Raw genomic sequence first — 20,194 nt, 5'->3', positions numbered from 1 at the left:
AGATGAAAACTCAACGCAATACTGCCTTAGCACTGCTACTGGCCATTTTTATTAGTTCGTTTGCTGATGCACAGAGTGTTTTCAAACGCAAATGGAGCCCCCAGGCTAAAGGCACCGCCATTGGTGCCGGTGTGGGTGGCGTCGCCGGGGCGATTATTCACAAACGCGACCGTAAAGTAGGTACGGGGGTAGGCTTAGCCGTTGGTGCCGCTGCTGGTTATGGCGTAGGTAAAGTGATCGACAATCGTCACAAAAAAGCAGCTGCGGCTGCGCGTGCTGCCGAAAATCGGGAATTTGCTGCCCGCACGGCCCGTAACGATGATAACCGCGAGCTACGCTCAGGTACGTCGAACCGCAAATCGAGTGTGGGTGCTGCTGCGCCCGTTGCGGCTGCGGGTGCCGTTGGCGCTGCTGCCCTAGCGCAGAACTCATTGCTGGCTGCCCCTGAACCCGTCACGATCCCGCTGGTCCGGAACGGCTATCTGCTAAACACAGCCTATGGGGAACCAAACACGGCTTACCCAACCTCAGAGTACCGTCGTAAAAGCTGGTAACCAGCCGATTGATAGCAAACCAACAAGTCTTTCAATGAGACTTGTTGGTACTTTATCCACAATATAAACACCATTTCCTATGAAGACGATCATCCAACTTTTCGCGCTTACACTTCTATTTGCTTCGTGCAAGAAAGGGAGCGAACCTGCACAGGTAGAAGCGTTGAATCAGCAATTTATTCAGGCCTGGAACAATAAGGAAACTGATAAGGTAGTTGGCCTGCTCGACGATAACGTCCAGTTTTTACAGGGAGAAACCCGGTTTACGGGCAAATCTGAAGTAGCCGAAAAATGGGTTCGGGCAACTTTACCAACGATTAGCAACCTGAAAACCAGCACGATCAGTACGGCGGCCGATAGTAAGATAGCTTACGAAGCAGGTACGTTCTCGGTTGATGTGCTGCCCGAAGCGCCAGGCGAACCCCGTGGCGTAGGAGAAGGAAATTTTATGCTTCTCTGGAAGAAAGGCGAAGATGAGAGCTGGAAATTAAGCTACGCTCAACTCGAAGGATTGCCCGTTCAGGCAAGACAATAAGGTTGAACTGACCTATACGGCAATGGCCCCCAATCAGAAACATACTTGATTTCTGATTGGGGGCCATTGCTATGATTGCTTGGGCGAATCAAGGTGCAGGTAATTCTATACGCCTGACAAAAAAGCCGTGTAATCAGTTGGCCGTGAGAGCATTTCCTTATAAACAAGTACCCGAAACAAGTAGTATCTGGTTTCGCGGGGTAAGGCTAACTGGTAATAATCCCGGCTGGCCTGTTTTTGCAATTGCCGTTTCACGTACCCAGGCCCCACGTTGTAGGCCGCGGCAACCAACGACCAGGACCCAAATTGAGTGTATAGCTTCCGCAGGTATTTGCAGGCAGCCACGGTCGCTTTCTGGGCGTTGAAACGTTCGTCACGTTTTCCACCAACTTTCAGGCCTAATTCCCGAGCAGTAGCAGGCATCAACTGCCAATATCCGCCTGCTCCCTTCGGCGACACTGCATGTGGGCTCAATCCACTTTCAGCCAGCGGTATATACCGAAAATCGGCAGGTATATCGTAGGCTGCCAACGTAGAATCAACCATTGGGAAAAAGGCATTAGCCCGTTTCTGCAAGGCGTCTATCTTAGGCGACTGTGGCCGGAACAACGTGAAGACGTGTTTCCAGCGCGAGACAACGTCAGCCTGATCGAATGGCATCGATTCACCACAAAAATTGACATCCAGAAGTGGAAAGTCGGTTTCGATAGGCAGCAGGCTGCTTCCATCTGGCCACGCAGGGCCGGTTAACGTAGTAGCTGGGTTATTAACAACCAGTAAGCTGGGTTGATCCCGGGTGTTTTCTTTAGGCGCAACAGGCGCAGTGGTGATGTTCGTGGCTGCCACGGCAGCGGGCCGGGCAAATGCCATCAGCAAGGAAAAACCAACTCGTTTAATCAAAACATACTCTACTTGGTGAATAGACATAACGCGTCACCAAGTAGAAATAGTGCCCTGCACGAATTTAGATTCCCTGTTCGTCCTTCATAGTCAGCGTAATACGCTCGATATAGAACCGAAAACCGGCAAAAGCAACCAGAAAAATACCTGCGATCCAGGCACCACCACCCCAACTTGCATACACCCATTTTCCTTGCTGATAGGCTTCCATAGCTGCTAAAACCATCAAAGCAATACCGAGCGTCATCAGCAAGGCATTCACTACAGCCCGATTATACGCCTTTCGCAGATCGTAAGCACCATAACTCTTATTTCGATTGGCAAAGACAATTTCATCAAGATCCAGCTCATTCAGCGTTTCATCTGACGTGACCAGGGCGTTGGCGTGCTTCTCGCGCAGGTATTGTACGGGATTGTATTCTGCTTCAAGGTGCACTTTATCGAGGGCAGCCTCATACGGCAGCCCTATCCACATAAAATGCTCCACTTCCTGACCAAACAGAGGCAGTAGAGACGCAGCTTGCGAAGGCGTAGCACCCGACTTATACAGGTGAGTACGAAGGTTATCTATCTGGGCAGGAGAAAGTGTTTTCATAGCGTTCGACAAGGGTTTATCAGCTATTTTTTCTTTGATAACGAAACAGCCTTTATTCCATACACAACGGTCAATAAATTAACCAAATAATTCATTAACGCACTCACAGATACTCTTTGCGGCGTTGTCTGCTTTAGTAGTGTAGCAGTACATCAGCCAGGGTGTTTATATCCTCGGGCTGGTGATAGGCACTAATAACGACCCGTGTATTGGCTTTATCGGCGGCGGTAGGATAAGCGAATGAATAGACGAAAATACCCTTTTTGAGCAGATAAGGCGCTAATTCGTCACGATCAGTGTAAAAAACCGGGTATCCTGCTGCTTGTCTAAACAGGCCGGTGCTACTAAGCCGCTCCTGAGCCTGTGCTACATTGCTGGTCAATTGCGTGTATGCTTCGGCATATAGCGCGTCGGCACTCAGGTATGCGTGCGCATAGGCAGGGGGCATGGGCGAACACGCACCGAAATAAGCTGTTTGTCGTAAGCTGGCCAACGTATCCGCATCGCTAAAAACAACCCCGGCCGGTAAACCCATTGCTTTGGCAAGAGAAGCCGTAACAATCAGCCGCACCTGCGGGTGGTGCTGAAGTTTAGCGGTCAACTGCGTCCAGATGCCCCGGCCACCATTCAACACGCCTATCCCGTGCGAATCATCGACTACCAGATAGCAGGGTTGGTTGGCAGGCAACGTAGTCAACCAGTCGAACGAGTATGTTTCTGACCGGATGGCATCGACCGAATTGGAGAGAATATAGGCTGGGCAGCGAGTTTTGTTCTCGCCAGCCGACCAATTCACAGATGCCGTCAGCAAGGGGTGCCATAATGCCGGGTGGGTTCCGAGAGCTTGATAGCCAGCGGCATTTGGGCCAACTCTGCCAGCCAGCCAATCGACAACGACCTGCCCGGCCAGCATACCCGACGACACCGTCAGCGCAGCCGGTGCTCCTACCGATTTGGCTAATTTCGCCTCGGCCTCAGCAAACACCTGTAATTGTAGATTTCCGTTTCGCGACGACCCAAACTGGAGGCCATAGCGCGACACCCCTTCGGCTAGTAATTCCTGCATAGCCCGATTCTGGGCCATACCGAGATACGAGGTTCCCGAGAAAAAAAGGTATTCGCGCCCTTCATGCCGGATAGTCCGGCCAGGCAACTGATCGACTGTAACGAATTGATTCACAAACGCTGTCTATTACTGTCTCAACTTTACTTTGCTGTTAGCCTACCAAGGCCGCACCCGTCCCATTTTCGGCAGCGTAACGTACCTGACCGTAGTCGAAAGTAACGCCGGTGGCAGGGTCATTCGTAATGAGTAGGGAGCCGTCCATATCTACGTAATCAAGTAAGGGTAGCAAATGCGCGATGGCCGAAATCCCCACACTCGATTCGGTCATGCACCCAACCATCACGCGTAACTCCCGTTGCCGGGCGTCAGCAATCATGCGCCGGGCTGGAGTGAGACCGCCACACTTGGTTAATTTAATGTTGATACCGTGGAAATAATCGGCACATCGGGCCACGTCCGCCTCCGTAATACAGCTTTCATCGGCCATGATTGGCAGTGGGCTGTCGGCGCGCAGCCGGGCCATTCCAGCCCAGTCGTCGGCAGGGAGTGGCTGTTCAATAAATTCTACGCCCAGATCAATTAACGTTGGCGCATAGGCCAGGGTTTGGTCGGCGGTCCAGCCACAATTCGCATCAACCCGAAAGCGAACAGGACCGGGCGGCGTCCAGTCACGCTCAGCTAAGCGAGCATCGGCTTGGTGCCGGAGCAGCCGAAGCAGCGCCAGGTCATCGTCACCACGCCCCAGTTTGATTTTGTATAACGGCCACGGCATTTCCTGCATCTTGCTAAGCATCACTTCTGGTGTATCGAGGCCAATAGTGAAGTTAGTGAGCGGAATCTGGCCAATGGAGAGTCCCCAATGCACATACAGCGGCTTTCCGGCCCGCTTCGCCATCAGGTCGTGGGCGGCTTCGTCGAGAGCACATTGAGCAAACGGATTTGTCTTCAGCGAATCGTGCAACTGTGCCCAAAGTGCTTCAGCCGAGGCCCAGTCACCAGCCTCAATCTGAGGGCGAAGCTGGCCCAGGTCAGTGATCATACGGTCAATCGTGATGCCGTAGTAAGCATTGGCGGTCGCTTCGCCGAAGCCACTAAGATCTCCATCCCGAAGTTCAACAACCAGCGTTTCCTGTACGTCACGGCTGTCGTGGGCGATGGTGAATGTGTGACGCAGACGAAGGTCGAATCGGTGTAGCAACAATTCCATGCCGTCAAATTACGCAATCGGGCCTAACTTGCCATTCATGAACACCTCTTACCTGATCATTGCCCTGAGCACCGCTGTGCTGGTATCGTACGGGTTCGACCTGTTGAGCAGTCGGTTTCGAACGCCGCCTATCCTGCTGCTGCTGCTCATGGGTGTCTTGCTCCGCCTGCTGACCAACTCGTTCAACATTCAGGTGCCCTACGTATCGCCGACGCTGTCTACACTGGGTACGTTGTCGCTGATACTGGTCGTGCTGGAAGGTGGGCTTGACCTCGACATTCAGCCTGAGCGCCTTAGCCTGGTGCGGCGAACCGGCCTCATGGCCCTTGCCTCCATTGTGCTGACCACGCTGGTGCTTGCCACGATGCTCTTTCTGCTTCTCGACGAATCGTATTACAAATGCCTGATCAATGCATTGCCGTTCAGCATTGTCAGTAGTTCCATTGCCGGTCAGGCTGTTCGACCGCTCTCCCACGAGAAGCGGGAATTTATTACGTATGAGACCTCCTTCGCGGCTATCATTAGTATCATGCTGTATAACTTTCTGATCGAAAGCGACATATCAGTATTGGGGGCCACATTTGGGTTTATTCGCGACACCCTCACAATGGGCGTAGTGTCGCTGATATGCTGTTTTGCACTGCTTTACCTGATCGGTCGGATCAACCATCCGGTTAAGTTTCTGCCCATCATTTCGGTGTTACTGCTGGTTTACGCCATTGCCAATATCTACGAACTGTCTTCGCTGCTGCTGGTGCTGATCTTCGGGTTATTCCTGAATAACAACGAATTGTTTATTCGTGGTCGATTGGCCCGAACCTTCAAGAGCGACTTGTTTGAGCAGGAACTCGATCAGTTCAAGAATCTTACGGCTGAAGGTGCTTTCATTGTCCGGACATTTTTCTTCCTGCTCTTCGGCTACGCCACCAACCTTTCCTCCCTCATCGACACCGACGCGCTGATTGTCAGTGCGCTGTTCCTGATTGTCATCTTTCTGGTGCGCTGGCCCCTGCTGCGGGCTATTTACCCCGGCGACTGGCGCCCCCTCAATTGGATAGCCCCGCGTGGCCTGATCACGATCTTACTCTACCTCAATATTCCGCAAGCGCTTAAACTTACTGGTTTCCGCGAAGGCATCCTGACACTTGTCGTAATCCTTAGTGCTATCCTGATGGCTATAGGCACTATTCGCCATAAGCCAGGGGAGGGTTGATGCATGAGGCGATACGCATGGCCGGTTTGGCTGACGTTTCAACAAGCCGCGGCTCCTTACCTAGTTTTTCTCCCGCTTCTTTGCTTCCCGTTTGGCTTTGCGCTCAGCCTTTCGTTCGGCACGGCGTTGTTTCCGTTCGGCTTTGCGCTCGGCCCGTTTCTCTTTGAAATCTTCCTTGAAACTCTGGAGCGCATCTTTAAACGTAACGTCATTGTCGAACTTCTGCTCGAAGGCCTGTACGTACGCATTGCGCAATACGCCGAACAATGTAGGCCAAATCGGGGTGTCAATATTTTCGACAGTACCCGTCAGTGGTACGCGGGTTGCTACCTGATCCCGTTTCTGATTTTCAAGCACTTCCGAACCCGCCTCAGCTAGTAATTCCGTGAAGAATCGGCCAATAGTGCGTTTCTCGCCGGGTTCTTTCAACCGGAAAATGGTCATGTCTTTCGTAAGCGGTTTTAGGTAGCCGTTCAACTTGCCACCATTCATCGCCATTTCCGAAAACACACTCATAGTTCCTTTTTCAAAGTCCAGGTTAGCGTATTCGCGTACGAGTGGATTCAGCTTTACCAGTTGTAAATCCGTAAATTTCATGTCGTAATTAAAGTCCGGCACGTCCTTCAACAGGTACATATTGGCATCGAACCGCATATTACCGCCATAGCCGGGTACGTCGCCCGTCAACCAAACAGGTGAGGGCAGCTTACCGGCTTTCTCCTCGACATTTCGAATGTTGCGCAATTCGCCATTTACCTTTAGCAAGGACAGATCGGCATTAGCTTGGGTGAAGAGCTTAAGTAGATCGACCCGGCCGTTGATGACAGCAAACCGGTTAATTTGAATTGGCAGCAGATCAGTCACTACCTGTGTCCAGTCAGCGCCTTCGCCAGTCTGGCGCGTGCTTTCATTGTTGGTGAATGAGAAGTTCAGCTCCGGATTATAGCACTCAACCTCCCCGACGAGGCGCCCTTTCAGCAACGATTTCCATTCGATAGACAAGTCTGACCGGGGAATTTTCACAAACGGCTCTTTAATCTTGCCGTTTTCTTTTTTGATAACCAGATCTTCAATCTGGTAGGCTCCGCGTAGCAGCGAAATAGTGATATCGTCGACATGACCGGTATAGTCACCCATATCGGCCAGCGTTTTATTAACGTACCTGAGTACAAACCAGGGCAACAGAAGCCGGGCCACAACGAGCAGGGCCACAATGGCAATGATAATTTTGACAGAGCGTTTCAAGACGTTGAGCGTATAGTGAGATTGGCACGATGTAGTAGCTCACCGCCCCCGACCTGCGTGCGGCGAGTACTGCTAACTACGCTTTTAAGAACGCCCAGATTGGTCTTTTGTTGAGATACGTTAGGTTGTCGTCGTTATCAAATGCCTCACGCTCAAAACAAATGGCCCGATACGCCTCGTAATGATCCCGACCTTTGAGACGCCAATAGCCATATTCGGCGAAGTACCATAGATAGAAAGGCACAACGCCCAGCTCGAGTTGCTGGCGCAGGTGAATTCGCTCATGGTTGAGCAATCGGGCCGATGGGTTGGGCCTTCGTACCAGTACAAATGGCCAGATGGTCATACCATTGACCCACAACCAGGGAATGACAAGGATCAATGAACAATTACCAGTTAGCAGTGGTCAATTAAGAAAGGAGTTGTACTCTTGCCTTCACATATAGCCAGAGGTTACTCAATAAACGCGGGCACATTGCCAAATAATTCACCGTTCGTCAAGCGCCTCCTGGGCTGTACTCCTTTGTTCCAGTTACCATGCTCACTACGTTACTACTCGTTTTCCTGATTGGCTACCTGCTCATAACACTTGAAGACGTCATTCACATTAACAAAACGGCCACGGCCCTGATTACCGGCGTACTCTGCTGGACAATTTACGCGGTATCGGAACCTGATCACCATGTCGTGGGCGAACAATTAGGCCACCACCTGATCGACATTGCCGCTATTCTTTTTTTCCTGCTTGGGGCCATGACGATCGTTGAATTGATTGATGCCCACGAAGGCTTTACGCTCATTACTGACCGGATTGCCAGCCGCAATACCCGCACGCTGCTCTGGATCACCTGCGCCTTATCATTTTTCCTGTCGGCCCTGCTCGACAACCTCACCACGGCCATTGTGATGATCTCGGTGCTGCGTAAGCTTATCCGTGACCCCGACCAGCGGCGCTTGATGGCCGGCATGACCATCATTGCCTGCAACGCCGGGGGAGCCTGGTCACCCATTGGTGATGTAACGACGACCATGCTCTGGATTGGCGGTCAGATCACCACGGCCAACATCATCAAGACTGTATTGCTCCCCAGTTCGGTCGCTTTGTTGGTACCACTCCTGATCGTAACTTTTCGCTATCCGGCAGGCAGCACCTCATTTGTCGCCACGTCCGACGAAGATGGGGCCAGCCGCCCCTATGTTAATCAGATTGCCCGCCGCGACCGCCGTCTGATGTTGTCGATTGGGCTCGGCGGCATGCTATTCGTACCCATTTTCAAAACCCTGACCGGCTTGCCGCCCTACATGGGCGTCATGCTGGCTCTGGGTGTTATCTGGCTGGCTTCGGAGATTATTCATAAAGACAAAGATGAAGCCGCCCGCGAGCCGTTGACACCGGCCTATGCGCTGCAAAACATTGATACGCCGAGCGTCTTGTTTTTCCTGGGTATTCTGCTGGCCGTTGGCGCGCTGGAAGCCACGGGTGGCCTGCGTGCTATGGCAACGTACCTAAACGAATCGGTGGGGAATCTGGACGTTATTGTGCTGTTGATCGGTCTGGTTTCGGCCGTGGTCGACAACGTACCCATTGTAGCGGCCACCATGGGAATGTATGACCTGCAAACGTACCCAACCGATAATAAACTGTGGGAATTTCTGGCCTACTGCGCTGGCACAGGTGGCAGTGTGCTGGTTATTGGTTCGGCGGCCGGGGTGGCTGTTATGGGGATGGAAAAGCTGGAATTTGGCTGGTATCTTCGAAAAATCAGTTGGCTGGCCCTACTAGGTTACCTTGCCGGGGCCGGTACGTACCTGGCCCAAATGGCGCTGTTCAACTAACAACGTTGAGGGTAACTGACCGTTCAACTGGCTTTGGTTTCCTTTCATGTAATCCTTAAACCCAGACGTTGCGCTAAGTGACATCTGGGTTTTATTTTTATAGTCTGCCAACCGGCAACTCGAATCAATAACTGAAAAGCCATTATCTATGAAACGAACCTTATGGCTGCTGGCCGCTGGTGCATGCCTCTCTGTTCAGGCCCCGGCCCAGTCGAAGAAAGCGGCAAAACCCTCGCCCGCACAGGCCGCTGTCAAGGCTGGTGCCGCCAATGCCGCAGCATCTACTGGTGTAACATCCGCCGCGGCGGCAGCTACTGGAGCCCGCATTAAGTTTACGGAATTTGACCTACCCAATGGGCTCCATGTTATTCTGCATCAGGATAACAGCACGCCACTGGTGGCTGTAACCATGATGTACCATGTGGGGTCTAAAAATGAACAGACAACCCGTACTGGTTTCGCTCATTTCTTTGAGCACCTGCTGTTCGAAGGGTCCGAGAACATCAAGCGGGGCGAATACATGAAGATCGTCAAAGGGAACGGTGGTCAATTGAACGCCAACACCAGCCAGGACCGTACGTTCTACTACGAGGTAATGCCCTCCAACAAACTGGAGTTGGGCCTGTACCTCGAGTCAGAGCGGTTGCTGCACGCTAAAATCGATCAGAAAGGGGTTGAGACACAGCGCGAAGTTGTCAAGGAAGAAAAACGCCAGCGGATCGACAACCAGCCCTACGGCTCGATCTTCACCGAGGTACTGAAACATGCGTACACGAAACATCCTTACCAGTGGGCGCCTATCGGTTCGCTCGAACACCTGAACGCCGCCACAATCGATGAGTTCCGCCAATTCTATAAGGACTTCTACGTACCCAACAACGCCATTCTGTCGATTGCCGGCGACATTGAGCCTGAGCAGGCCAAAGCACTGGTAACAAAGTACTTCGCCGAAATTCCGAAAGGCACCAAGGCTATCTATCGTCCAACGATCAAAGAGCCGGCCCAGACGAAAGAGGTACGCGACACTATCTACGACAACATTACGCTGCCAGCCGTAGTGCAGGCGTACCACATTCCTGCGCAGGGCACTCCCGATTCATACGCCGTTGAAGTATTGCAGACGATTCTGGCCGGGGGCGAAAGCTCACGGATGAACAAAGAGATCGTTGATAAGCAGCAGAAAGCCGTACAGGCTGCCGCCTTCCCCGTATCGAATGAAGACGCGGGCTTATTCCTGACGTACTCGATTGCCAACCAGGGGGTTAATCCGAAAGACCTCGAAACGGCCGTAAACGCTGAAATCGACCGGGTGAAGAAAGAACTCGTTACCGACGCTGAACTGACGAAAGTCAAGAACCAGATCGAGACCAATTTCGTGAGTCAGAATGCCCGCATTTTTGGGGTGGCCGAAAACCTCGCCAACTATAAAATGTATTACGGCGATGCCAACCTGATCAACACGGAAATTGACCGGTACAACAAAGTGACCAAAGAAGACCTGCGCCGGGTAGCCAATCAGTACCTGCGGCCCGAGAATCGTGTGGTGTTGTATTACCTGCCCAAAAAATAAGTCCAGCGTTCGAAGTACAACGTCTGGTATGCCGTTTTAGGTGACTGCATAATTAGTAGAGCATCGTCCATACGCAGCAATTGGCACGCCAAAGAAAACGACCTTCGAGACGTAGCACTTTACAGATAATGACTTTCAAGACGTCAACAAAGATGACATTCAAACATACTCTTCTGGGCCTTTCACTACTTGGTCTTTCGGCCAGTGGTTTTGCCCAGACGCTCGATCGGAGCAAACTACCTGCCGACGCTCCGGCGCCGCAAATCAAGATCGGCAAACCCGAATCCTTCGTGCTGCCCAACGGCCTGAAGGTGTTTGTGGTCGAAAACCATAAACTGCCCAGCGTGGCGGTGAGCCTCGTCCTCGACCGTGAGCCTTTATTTGAAGGCGACAAAGCGGGCGTCAGTGGCTTTGCCGGCCAGTTGTTGCGAAACGGCACCAAGACCCGCACCAAAGAGCAACTCGATGAAGAAGTTGACTTTATCGGGGCTGACCTCGGTGCGTCGCCTACCAGCGTTTATGGCCGCTCATTGAGCAAAAACGTCGGTAAGCTGTTTGAACTCATGTCGGACATGGTGCTGAATCCGGCATTTCCGCAGGCCGAACTGGATAAGCTGAAAAAGCAAACCAAATCGGGACTGGCTTCGCAGAAAGACAACCCGAACGCCATCGCCACCAAGGTTGCCAACATCGTGATGTTTGGCAAAAACCACCCTTACGGCGAGCAACAGACGGAAGAGACCGTCGACAACGTGACCATTGCTGATGTAAAAGCCTACTACAACACCTATTTCCGGCCCAACATCGGGTATCTGGCGGTAGTGGGTGACATCACCCCGGCTCAGGCCAAAACGCTGGTCGAAAAAGCTTTTGGTAGCTGGAAGCGTGCCGACGTACCTAAGCCAACCTACACGGCTCCGGCCCCGATCGGTAAAACTAAGATCGCGCTGGTCGATCGTCCTTCGTCGGTACAGTCGGTGATTAGCGTAGTGTATCCGGTGGCGCTGAAGCCGTATTCGCAGGAAACCATTCTGGCGAGCGTGATGAACGACATCCTGGGTGGCGGTGAGGCGCGCCTGTTCAACAACCTGCGCGAGAAGCATGGCTATACTTATGGGGCTTATTCGAACCTGTCGGGCGACCGGCTGGTTGGTCGTTTCCGGGCGAGTGCCAGCGTGCGTAACGCCGTAACTGATAGTTCGGTGGCCGAGATCATGAACGAGTTGAAGGCCATCAGCACCACGCCTGTAACGGCCGCCGAGCTAAAGCAGACCAAGAACGCGTTCGGTGGTAACTTCATTTTCACCCTTGAAGACCCGCAAACTATCGCCAACTTCGCTATCAACACGGCCCGCTACAACCTGCCGCAGGATTTCTTCCCGAACTACCTCAAGTATGTCGACGCGATCACTGAAGCCGATGTAGCTAAAGCCGGGAAGCAGTTTATCAAGCCCGACAACGCCATCATCGTGGTTGTTGGTAAAGCCAGCGAAATTGCTGACAAACTGAAACGCTTTGGCGAGATTGAGTACTTCGACGCCAAAGGCAACCCTGTGGCGGCACCTCAGGCAGCCAAAGCCGTGCCCGTTGGTCTTAACGCTCAGCAGGTGATCGATAAGTACATTGCAGCTATCGGCGGCAAGGACGCACTGATGAAAATTCAGGATATGACCGTTGACATGACTGGCGAAGTTCAGGGCAATAAGCTGACCATGACCCGCAAGGCTAAATCGCCCAACAAATCAGCGATGGCCTTGACAGTGATGGGCACGGAAATGATGAAGACCGTGAGCGATGGACAGACAGTATCGCGCACCCTACGCGGCAACACCGCGAAACTGGAGGGTAAAGAAGCCGATCTGTCTCTGGCACAGGGCAGCCTGTTTCCTGAACTGACTTACGCAGCCAATAAGGTAACCAGCACACTCGATGGAACGGAGAAAATAGACGGTAAAGACGCCTACAAAATCACCAATAGCATCAACGGGGCCAGTTGGACTACGTATTATGATGCCAACACCGGTCTAAAATTGCAGTCGACAGTGATGCAGCAGGGACCGCAGGGCGAAGTTGCCGCAACGACGACTTACGAAAACTACAAAGAAGTCAACGGCGTCAAAATTCCCTATATCACCAAGCTGCCTATGGGTCCGATGACCCTAACGCTTACTGTTGATAAGGTAGAGGTTAACAAAGGTCTGACCGATGCTGACTTCAAAGTAAACTAAGGTCAATCGCGTAAAAATAAATGAGCCACAGGGCGCACAGAGGCATTTCTTTGTGTTCTCTGTGGCTCTGTCTTTACATTCGTTTATGAAGTTACTGCTCCTCCTCCTGCTTCCGCTTACGACCCTTGCCCAAACCGCCCCCGTACGTGATACCCTGCTGACTGCCCGTACCCGGACTGCACTGACCAGCCTGTATTACAGCACGGGCACCGATCGCTTAGGCGGGGCAAAACGGGAGACTCTGGATTCGGGAGTGGTACTTCATATTACGGGAATAAGCGACAAGCTTTACCGGGTGTACCTGGCACCCAACCAAACCGCCTACGTACCCAGCGACCAGGTACGGGCGATACCGATCCGACCGGTAATTGACACAGCAGCCCACCTCAACGATTCCATCAACGTACCCAGGCCAGTTCCCGTACTCGCCCGCCAGAATACCCCGCCCACCCTACTAACCGGCAACTGGACCGTTTCGGGCGACAGCCTCTACGATTATGTAGCCATTCGTCTGCCCGACCGCTTGCCCTACCAGAGCCGACAAGAGGTAGCGCCCGACCGGATCGTGCTGGATGTTTTCGGAGCAGCCATCAACACCAACTGGATCACGCAGTTGCGCAGCGTACAAACAGTTGAGCGGGTCTGGTTCGAGCAGGTCGCGGATGCGCATGTTCGAATTTACATAGCGCTACGTACCCCAAAACGCGGCCCGGCCCACTGGGGATATTCACTATATTACCAGAAGACAACGCTGATGCTACGCCTACGTCGCCCACCCGAAGGTCGGCGGTTACGCGGTATGACCATTGCCGTCGATGCGGGGCATGGCGGCAGCAACACGGGGGCGAAAGGCGAACAATCGGGGCAGCTGGAAAAGAACCTGACGCTCGATGTGGCCCAGCGGCTGGCAACGTACCTGGAACGGGCCGGAGCGCGGGTTATCATGCTCCGCACTACCGACACCACATTAGGTACCGTAGAACGGGTTATGACCATGCGGAAGCTGATGCCAAATCTGCTGGTGAGCATACACTTCAACTCCTCGGGCAGTGCAAAAGTGAGGGGCGTGAGCACGTACTATAAACACGTTGGTTTCCGGCCGTGGAGCCAGGCGGTACTGACGGAGTTACTAAATCGCCTGCCCGTTTCAGAATTCGGGAACGTTGGGCATTTCAATTTTTTCTTCAACAGCCCTACCGACTACCCTAACTTACTGGTTGAAGGGCCGTTCTTAAGTAATGCCATTGATGAAGCCCTGATCGTTGATCCTGCTTTCCGAAAAAAGATGGCGAAAGCAATTGCTCGGGGCTTACGGCGTCTGCGGTGAGTGGCTACCAGGGTACGTTACCGCTTTTTTCCCGGCTGGGCAACGTTGCGCACCTATTCTCCGTACTTCCATACGGGACTTGTAGGGTAGAGCTACCTATCCCTAAAATTTGTAGTCGATCTACCCTCTATATTGAACCAACTTATTTTTAGTTTTTTTATCACTAAACCTAACAAAAACAGGGTCTCTATTACGTTCATTAAATAGCCTGTACTACCGCGCCGACCCCATGCTAACGCCATCTGAACAAACACGCTATCAGAAGCATCTGAATCTCCCCGAATGGGGCTTAAATGGTCAGTTGACCATTAAAAAATCACGCGTGCTGGTGGTAGGAGCCGGTGGGCTCGGATGCCCTGTACTGCTTTATCTGGCTGCGGCCGGCGTGGGTCGAATCGGCGTAGTAGACCCCGACATAGTAGACTTAAGTAATCTTCAGCGACAAGTACTGTATACGACCAGCGATGTAGGTCAGTCAAAAGCAAAGGCGGCCGTAGCGCACCTGCAACGCCTCAATCCCGACCTGCGTTTTGATACCCACGCACAGGCACTCGACTCCACCAACGCCCGCGCCCTGATCGACGCCTACGACGTGGTAGTCGACTGCACCGATAATTTCAGCGTTCGTTACCTGGTCAACGACTGGTGCGTGACCCTGAACAAACCTTTTGTGTACGGTGCCATTCACCGGTTTGAAGGGCAGGTAGCCATCTTCAACGCCGAACTGGCCGACGGGCAGCGCGGCCCGACATATCGGTGCGTCTTTCCGGAGAACCCCAGCCAGATGGAAATACCCAACTGCGCCGAAACAGGCGTTCTGGGTGTCCTGCCGGGCGTAATAGGCACATACCAAGCTACCGAAGTATTAAAGCTGTTGACCGGCATTGGCGAGCCGCTGACCGACAAGCTGTTGATGACTGACTTGCTCAGCCACACCAGCCGGACAATTCGGATTCGCCGCCGCGCTGATGCTGTCGAGATGGCCCGTCAGGGCATTGCTGATCGGCAGAAGCCGGAGAGCAAGGCGGGCGAAGCACCCAAAAAGATTACGGCCCGCTCGCTTGCCGATCGGTTGGAGCAGGGCGAGTCGATCTTCCTCCTCGATGTACGCGAACGCGAAGAATACGATCTCTGTCACCTCGACGGAGCCGTACTCATTCCAGTGGGAATGATTGCCGCTACCGCCGCTGCCGACCGCAAGCGCATTCCAACCGACGTACCCGTAGTGATTTACTGCCACCACGGCATTCGCTCGGCCAACGTTGCCAATTACCTCTACACGCAGGGCGGCTACACAAACCTGTACAACCTTGAGGGCGGCATCAACGCCTGGGCACAGCAGATTGAACCCGAAATGGCCACGTATTAGACTTGGTAAACCTGGCCTTAAGTTTCCCCCGTTTGCCGTTGAAACGCGCTACTGCCAGGGAAATCAGGGCTGTACCTATCCTGTAAAACGCGGACTTGGCTCTATGGTACACATCCAGCGTCTAATCCGTCGTACCTTTGTGCGTTCCAGTAAGTCGTCATCTCTATGAAAATTCATCAGGCCGAGTTCGTTATCAGTAATACAGACCCTGCCAAATGCCCCAAACCCGACCGCCCGGAGTATGCCTTCATTGGCCGGTCGAACGTAGGGAAATCGTCGTTGATTAACCGACTTGTACAGCGCCCCGATCTGGCCAAAACGTCAGGTAAGCCGGGCAAAACGCAGCTCATCAACCACTTCAAAATCAACGACCTGAAAGGCGAAACGCCTTGGTACTTAGTGGATTTACCCGGTTTCGGCTTTGCCAAAGTGCCTAAGTCGATCCGCGAACAGTTTGCGTCGATCATCACCGGTTACCTCACCAGCCGTTCCAACCTGCAATGTATTTTCGTGTTGATCGACATGCGGATTCCACCGCAGAAGATTGATCTGGACTTCATGACCCGTCTCGGCGAGCAGGAATTACCTTTCGCCATGGTGTTTACCAAGACCGAAAAAATAAAATCGGGTGGCCGTCAGTTGGCTCTGGATGCTTACCGCGAAGCCATGGCCGAAATTTTCGACACGTTTCCCCTCTATTTTGTCACCTCAGCAATAAGTGGTGAAGGTCGCGACGAGATTCTCGATTACATCGACGAGTTGAACGGGGAATGGACGCTCAACCCCACCATCAAGAAAGTTTAACTATCGGTCCCTCTTGAATGGGTTACAGATCCACCTGCCAATAGCCAACGCGCAATAGCCAGTATCTAATAAAGCCTTACCTTTGCCGCTACGTATGGAAGCACTAAAAACTATTGCCAATATTTCGGGTTATCCCGGCCTGTACCGAATCCTGAAACCAGGTCGTTCGGGTGTGATCGTCGAAGCACTCGACGCGAAAAAAGCCAAAACAATGATGGGCCCTCAGGCCCGCGTGTCAGTACTCAACGACATTTCAATGTATGTTGACCGGCCAGACTCCGCTCAGAACGAGCAGTCGGTGCCTCTGGGCGACATTCTGATGATGGTAGCCGATACCTTTGGCGATGAACTACCTGTAACGGCCAAAGCAGACGGTTCTGAGCTTGCCGACTTCATGGCGCAGGTTCTACCCGATTATGACCGTGAGCGCGTTCGCGACACTGACATCCGGAAACTGATCAGCTGGTACACCATCCTCCGTCAGTTTGCCCCTGAAGCATTCGAAAAACCGGAAGAAGCCCCTGTAGCCGAAGAAGCAACAAGCGAGCAGCCCGCTACTGACGAAAAAGCAGCCGAGTAGTAGTCTGGAAAGTCGTTTTAAACGAATAGTCCTGAGTCTGGAAAGTATGTTTTGGGAAGCGTAAGCAAACCTAACACACTCTCCAGACTCAGGACTATTCGTTTGAAATGACTTTCCAGACTTACGGTCTATACTGACAGGATTTTCACCATCCTGAGTAAGTCTTCATTAATTGGTTTGGGCAACCGAATCGTATCGCGGAACGGCGTGTAGACCAGTTCATTGTTGATCACCCCTGCCATTACGTTCTTTTCGCCATTCATCAGGCCTTCAAGAGCTCCAAGTCCCAGGCGGCTGGCCAGAATGCGGTCGTAGGCCGTGGGTACGCCCCCACGCTGAATATGACCCAGTGTAGTTACGCGCATGTCCAGGTCTTGCCCAACCATCATCTGGCTGATCTTTGCGGCCACTTCTTTTGCGCTGCCTTCTTCTTCGCCTTCAGCTACGACCAGGATAGACGATGATTTGCTGCGGGTAAAGCCCTGTTGCAGAATATTCACCACTTCAGAGATCGGCGTTAGTACCTCGGGCACCATGACCAGTTCGGCACCGCCGGCAATACCCGACTGAATGGCGATATAACCTGAGTCACGCCCCATTACTTCGATCAGGAAGATCCGGTCGTGTGAATCGGCCGTATCGCGAATTTTATCGATCGCTTCCAGGGCCGTATTTACTGCCGTATCGAAGCCAATGGTATAGTCGGTGCCGTAGAGGTCATTATCAATGGTTCCGGGGGCCCCCACTGTTGGAATACCAAACTCATCGAAGAAGAGGGTAGCGCCGGTAAACGTACCGTTACCGCCGATGGCGACCAGCCCTTCGATACCAAATTTTTGCAACTGGTCATAGGCTTTCTGCCGCCCTTCGGGGGTCATGAACTCCTTGCTGCGAGCCGACTTCAGAATAGTACCACCTCGCTGAACAATATTGCTCACCGAGTGCGAAGTCATCTGGAATATGTCGCCATTAATCATTCCATTATACCCCCGGCGAATGCCAAATACTTCAAGACCGTGGTAAACGGCCCCGCGCACAACCGCCCGGATACAGGCGTTCATACCCGGCGCATCACCCCCGGAGGTAAACACAGCAATACGTTTCATTCGCAAATCAATTTTTTCGTCAACAACAACAACAGGTAGGGATCAGGCTCGAAAAGAACCACGCAAAATTACCCGCATTTTCATATTTAAAGCCATTTAATCAGGAATTATAGCCTTTTGCACCTCATTTTCTACGAAAGTGTCAATTTGCAAACCTTATCCCTAAAATGTTCGCCTGTTTTGAATTTTAGCTCATAAAAGTGCAGCAGGAGCCAATTTTCATAAAAAAGCCGCGCCACAGTGGCACGGCTTCGGGCTAGATACAGGCGCTAATGCTTACAGAAAATCGGGCTGGTATATTTTCACCGTTCCGTCTCCTTCGCTGCTGACAACTAACAAACTACGGCCGGTCGGGCTGCTGCTGGCTGGCACAAAATGAATTCCTTCAGGCGCATCGCCGGTAGGTAGAAGCTGCCGAAATTCTGGATTAGTCGGATCACTTAGGTCATAAATGGCAATAGCGTCGGCCCGTTCCAGGGCAATAAAAGCAATAGGTCGGCCATTGACCAGCCCCACCGTTACGCCTTCTGGTTCCACACCTTTGTCGTCCGAGCGGGTATCATCATACAATCCCGCCGCAATTACTTTTTCTTCCAGCGTCTTACCCGAGAAATAAATTCGTTGGCCTGTGCTGGCACTTAAAATACTGAATCCGCGACCACCAATGCCATACAGAACGTCATAATCACCGTCACCATCCGTATCACCCAGGCTCTTAGTCACCAGCATACGTCCCAGATTAGCTACATTTTTCAGGGTAGCGCCGGTTGGGAACGCAACGGGGTCAAGCGTGAGTGTGCTGATTCGGGCTTCCTCGCTGTAGCCGCTATAATCGCGGGTGTCGCCTTCGTCAGCTGTAATCAGGTAGCTGTTGCCATTGGCCTGGAACTGAGCAATGGCGTCGGGCAGATAGAAGGTTTTAATCGGCCAGGTGGCCAGTTCAATCTTAGTATCCCGGTCGCTCGGGTCAATGGCATTGAGGGGCAGGCTCACGTCTTTGAGGCCCAATGGCACAATACGCAGAATTCCGCCCGCTACCAGATCGATCTCGGCAATGGCGTTATTCTCCTGAAGCGTAACCCATGCTTTTCTTGAGTCAGGTGAGATAGCTACATATTCAGGTTCAATATCCTGCGCCAGCGTGGCTTTAGGACCAAAGAACCGGAAACCGTTGGCCATCAGGGTTGTCTTTTGTGAATCGAACGCCTCAAACGTCAACGTTTTTACGCTGTAGTTATTCGACACGTCAATGATCGATACTGACCCTACTGGATCGATTGTATAGCCGGCATTGGGTTCACCTTCGTCGGCGGTGACGATATACCGACCATTGGGGCTATAGGTAACCATGTCTGGTAGTGCCCCCACAGGAATTGTTTTTTCAACGGCCAGGCTCCGCGTATCAACAATGAGCACGCTACCAGCAGCCTGCTTGTTGGTTGCTTCGAGGGCAATAGCCAGCTTTCCATTGCTGACAGCCACGCTATTGGCTACACCGCCCAATGCCGATACGTTAATAGGTGCCAGCTTAGTCAAGCCAGTCGATGATACCTCAAGGACTTCAACCTTGGCAACAGTCTCATTATTGACTGTGAATATCCGCTTACTCAGCGGATCATAGGCTGAGATTTCAGAAGCAGCCGTGCCCCCCAAATCTTCTGAGGCCAGTTCGCGGAACAGGCTAACATTTTCTGTGCGGGGCGCCATGTCGCCGTCGCGGTGATCACAGGAAATTAGCCATAAGGTAGCAAGGCCACCAGCCAGAAAGTAACAGGATTTATGCATGTAAACGTTGTTTTGGTAGTCTGTTGGCGCAAAGATTAGAACCAACTCAGCATCGAAACCCCTGTTCACAATATGATAACATAACCCCCTATAAACCTTCTGATTATTAGCTACTTAAAACCAATTTTACCATATTATTACCAGTGCATTAAGCAACTATTACCGCCTTGGTGCAGACTCTTATGAGAAGGGCTTAGTAACATAAAAACCTCAAGCCAATACACGCAGCGTAGCGCAAACCAGTTTCAGCTTGGTTCATGCCTCTATTTTTACC

Annotated in this window: 18 protein-coding genes; 10 read left to right on the top strand and 8 right to left on the bottom strand. The window is 52.3% G+C overall.

The annotated features are described in order from the left end of the window. Positions 1-2 precede the first annotated feature (2 nt). A complete protein-coding gene (locus F7231_RS01790; RefSeq protein WP_085410238.1) occupies positions 3-554 on the top strand; it encodes a YMGG-like glycine zipper-containing protein in 552 nt (183 codons plus the stop codon). Positions 555-633: 79 nt separating this feature from the next. Next, a complete protein-coding gene (locus F7231_RS01785; RefSeq protein WP_166690689.1) occupies positions 634-1,089 on the top strand; it encodes a YybH family protein in 456 nt (151 codons plus the stop codon). Positions 1,090-1,194: 105 nt separating this feature from the next. On the opposite strand, the gene F7231_RS01780 is transcribed toward F7231_RS01785, so the two are convergent. The 4 genes from F7231_RS01780 to F7231_RS01765 form a co-directional block, all read right to left on the bottom strand. Continuing rightward, on the bottom strand, positions 1,195-2,016 hold the full coding sequence (locus F7231_RS01780) for a lytic transglycosylase domain-containing protein (protein WP_229369538.1): 822 nt from the start codon (positions 2,014-2,016) through the stop codon (positions 1,195-1,197). 37 nt (positions 2,017-2,053) lie between these two features. Further along, on the bottom strand, positions 2,054-2,584 hold the full coding sequence (locus F7231_RS27205) for a hypothetical protein (RefSeq protein WP_208295511.1): 531 nt from the start codon (positions 2,582-2,584) through the stop codon (positions 2,054-2,056). A gap of 133 nt (positions 2,585-2,717) precedes the next feature. After that, on the bottom strand, positions 2,718-3,764 hold the full coding sequence (locus F7231_RS01770; protein ID WP_166690688.1) for an aminotransferase class I/II-fold pyridoxal phosphate-dependent enzyme: 1,047 nt from the start codon (positions 3,762-3,764) through the stop codon (positions 2,718-2,720). A gap of 37 nt (positions 3,765-3,801) precedes the next feature. Continuing rightward, complete coding sequence (locus F7231_RS01765; protein WP_166690687.1) at positions 3,802-4,857, bottom strand: dipeptide epimerase; 1,056 nt, start codon at positions 4,855-4,857, stop codon at positions 3,802-3,804. A gap of 37 nt (positions 4,858-4,894) precedes the next feature. Here F7231_RS01765 and F7231_RS01760 point away from each other — a divergent pair, with 37 nt between their 5' ends. Further along, positions 4,895-6,070 (top strand): cation:proton antiporter, encoded by a 1,176-nt coding sequence (locus tag F7231_RS01760; protein WP_166690686.1) that lies wholly within the window; start codon positions 4,895-4,897, stop codon positions 6,068-6,070. A 60-nt stretch (positions 6,071-6,130) separates the two neighbouring features. Here the strand turns inward: F7231_RS01760 and F7231_RS01755 are convergent, their stop codons facing one another. Together F7231_RS01755 and F7231_RS01750 are read right to left on the bottom strand one after the other, a co-directional pair. Next, the gene (locus tag F7231_RS01755) at positions 6,131-7,315 is read right to left on the bottom strand and encodes a DUF748 domain-containing protein (protein ID WP_085410245.1); all 1,185 of its coding nucleotides are present in this window, start codon (positions 7,313-7,315) and stop codon (positions 6,131-6,133) included. 76 nt (positions 7,316-7,391) lie between these two features. Beyond that, positions 7,392-7,661: a hypothetical protein gene (locus F7231_RS01750; protein ID WP_085414951.1), complete on the bottom strand. Its 270-nt coding sequence runs from the start codon at positions 7,659-7,661 to the stop codon at positions 7,392-7,394. Positions 7,662-7,852: 191 nt separating this feature from the next. Here F7231_RS01750 and nhaD point away from each other — a divergent pair, with 191 nt between their 5' ends. From nhaD to F7231_RS01715, 7 genes are all read left to right on the top strand, one after another. Further along, positions 7,853-9,151, top strand: a complete 1,299-nt coding sequence (nhaD, locus tag F7231_RS01745) for a sodium:proton antiporter NhaD (protein WP_085410246.1) — start codon at positions 7,853-7,855, stop codon at positions 9,149-9,151. Between the two features lie 148 nt (positions 9,152-9,299). After that, on the top strand, positions 9,300-10,721 hold the full coding sequence (locus F7231_RS01740) for a M16 family metallopeptidase (protein WP_229369537.1): 1,422 nt from the start codon (positions 9,300-9,302) through the stop codon (positions 10,719-10,721). A 152-nt stretch (positions 10,722-10,873) separates the two neighbouring features. Then, positions 10,874-12,949 (top strand): insulinase family protein, encoded by a 2,076-nt coding sequence (locus F7231_RS01735; protein ID WP_166690685.1) that lies wholly within the window; start codon positions 10,874-10,876, stop codon positions 12,947-12,949. An 85-nt stretch (positions 12,950-13,034) separates the two neighbouring features. Continuing rightward, the gene (locus F7231_RS01730; protein WP_166690684.1) at positions 13,035-14,276 is read left to right on the top strand and encodes an N-acetylmuramoyl-L-alanine amidase family protein; all 1,242 of its coding nucleotides are present in this window, start codon (positions 13,035-13,037) and stop codon (positions 14,274-14,276) included. Between the two features lie 229 nt (positions 14,277-14,505). Then, positions 14,506-15,645, top strand: a complete 1,140-nt coding sequence (gene moeB / locus F7231_RS01725; RefSeq protein ID WP_085410250.1) for a molybdopterin-synthase adenylyltransferase MoeB — start codon at positions 14,506-14,508, stop codon at positions 15,643-15,645. A 165-nt stretch (positions 15,646-15,810) separates the two neighbouring features. After that, positions 15,811-16,449 (top strand): ribosome biogenesis GTP-binding protein YihA/YsxC, encoded by a 639-nt coding sequence (yihA, locus tag F7231_RS01720; protein WP_085410251.1) that lies wholly within the window; start codon positions 15,811-15,813, stop codon positions 16,447-16,449. Positions 16,450-16,543: 94 nt separating this feature from the next. After that, entirely contained in the window at positions 16,544-17,029 is a 486-nt protein-coding gene (locus F7231_RS01715) for a DUF5606 family protein (protein WP_085410252.1), read from the top strand. 128 nt (positions 17,030-17,157) lie between these two features. Here F7231_RS01715 and pfkA read toward each other — a convergent pair whose 3' ends face one another. Together pfkA and F7231_RS01705 are read right to left on the bottom strand one after the other, a co-directional pair. Continuing rightward, positions 17,158-18,135 carry a 6-phosphofructokinase gene (gene pfkA, locus F7231_RS01710; protein WP_085410253.1) on the bottom strand — a complete coding sequence of 326 codons (978 nt, stop codon included), beginning with the start codon at positions 18,133-18,135 and terminating at the stop codon, positions 17,158-17,160. A gap of 276 nt (positions 18,136-18,411) precedes the next feature. Beyond that, on the bottom strand, positions 18,412-19,920 hold the full coding sequence (locus F7231_RS01705; protein ID WP_166690683.1) for a choice-of-anchor I family protein: 1,509 nt from the start codon (positions 19,918-19,920) through the stop codon (positions 18,412-18,414). Between the last annotated feature and the right edge of the window lie 274 nt (positions 19,921-20,194).

Source organism: Fibrivirga algicola, from assembly GCF_011742925.1.
Taxonomy (GTDB): Bacteria; Bacteroidota; Bacteroidia; order Cytophagales; family Spirosomataceae; genus Fibrella; species Fibrella algicola.
The sequence above is the reverse complement of the archived record's forward strand: the minus strand, read 5'-3'. Positions and strand labels throughout refer to the sequence as shown.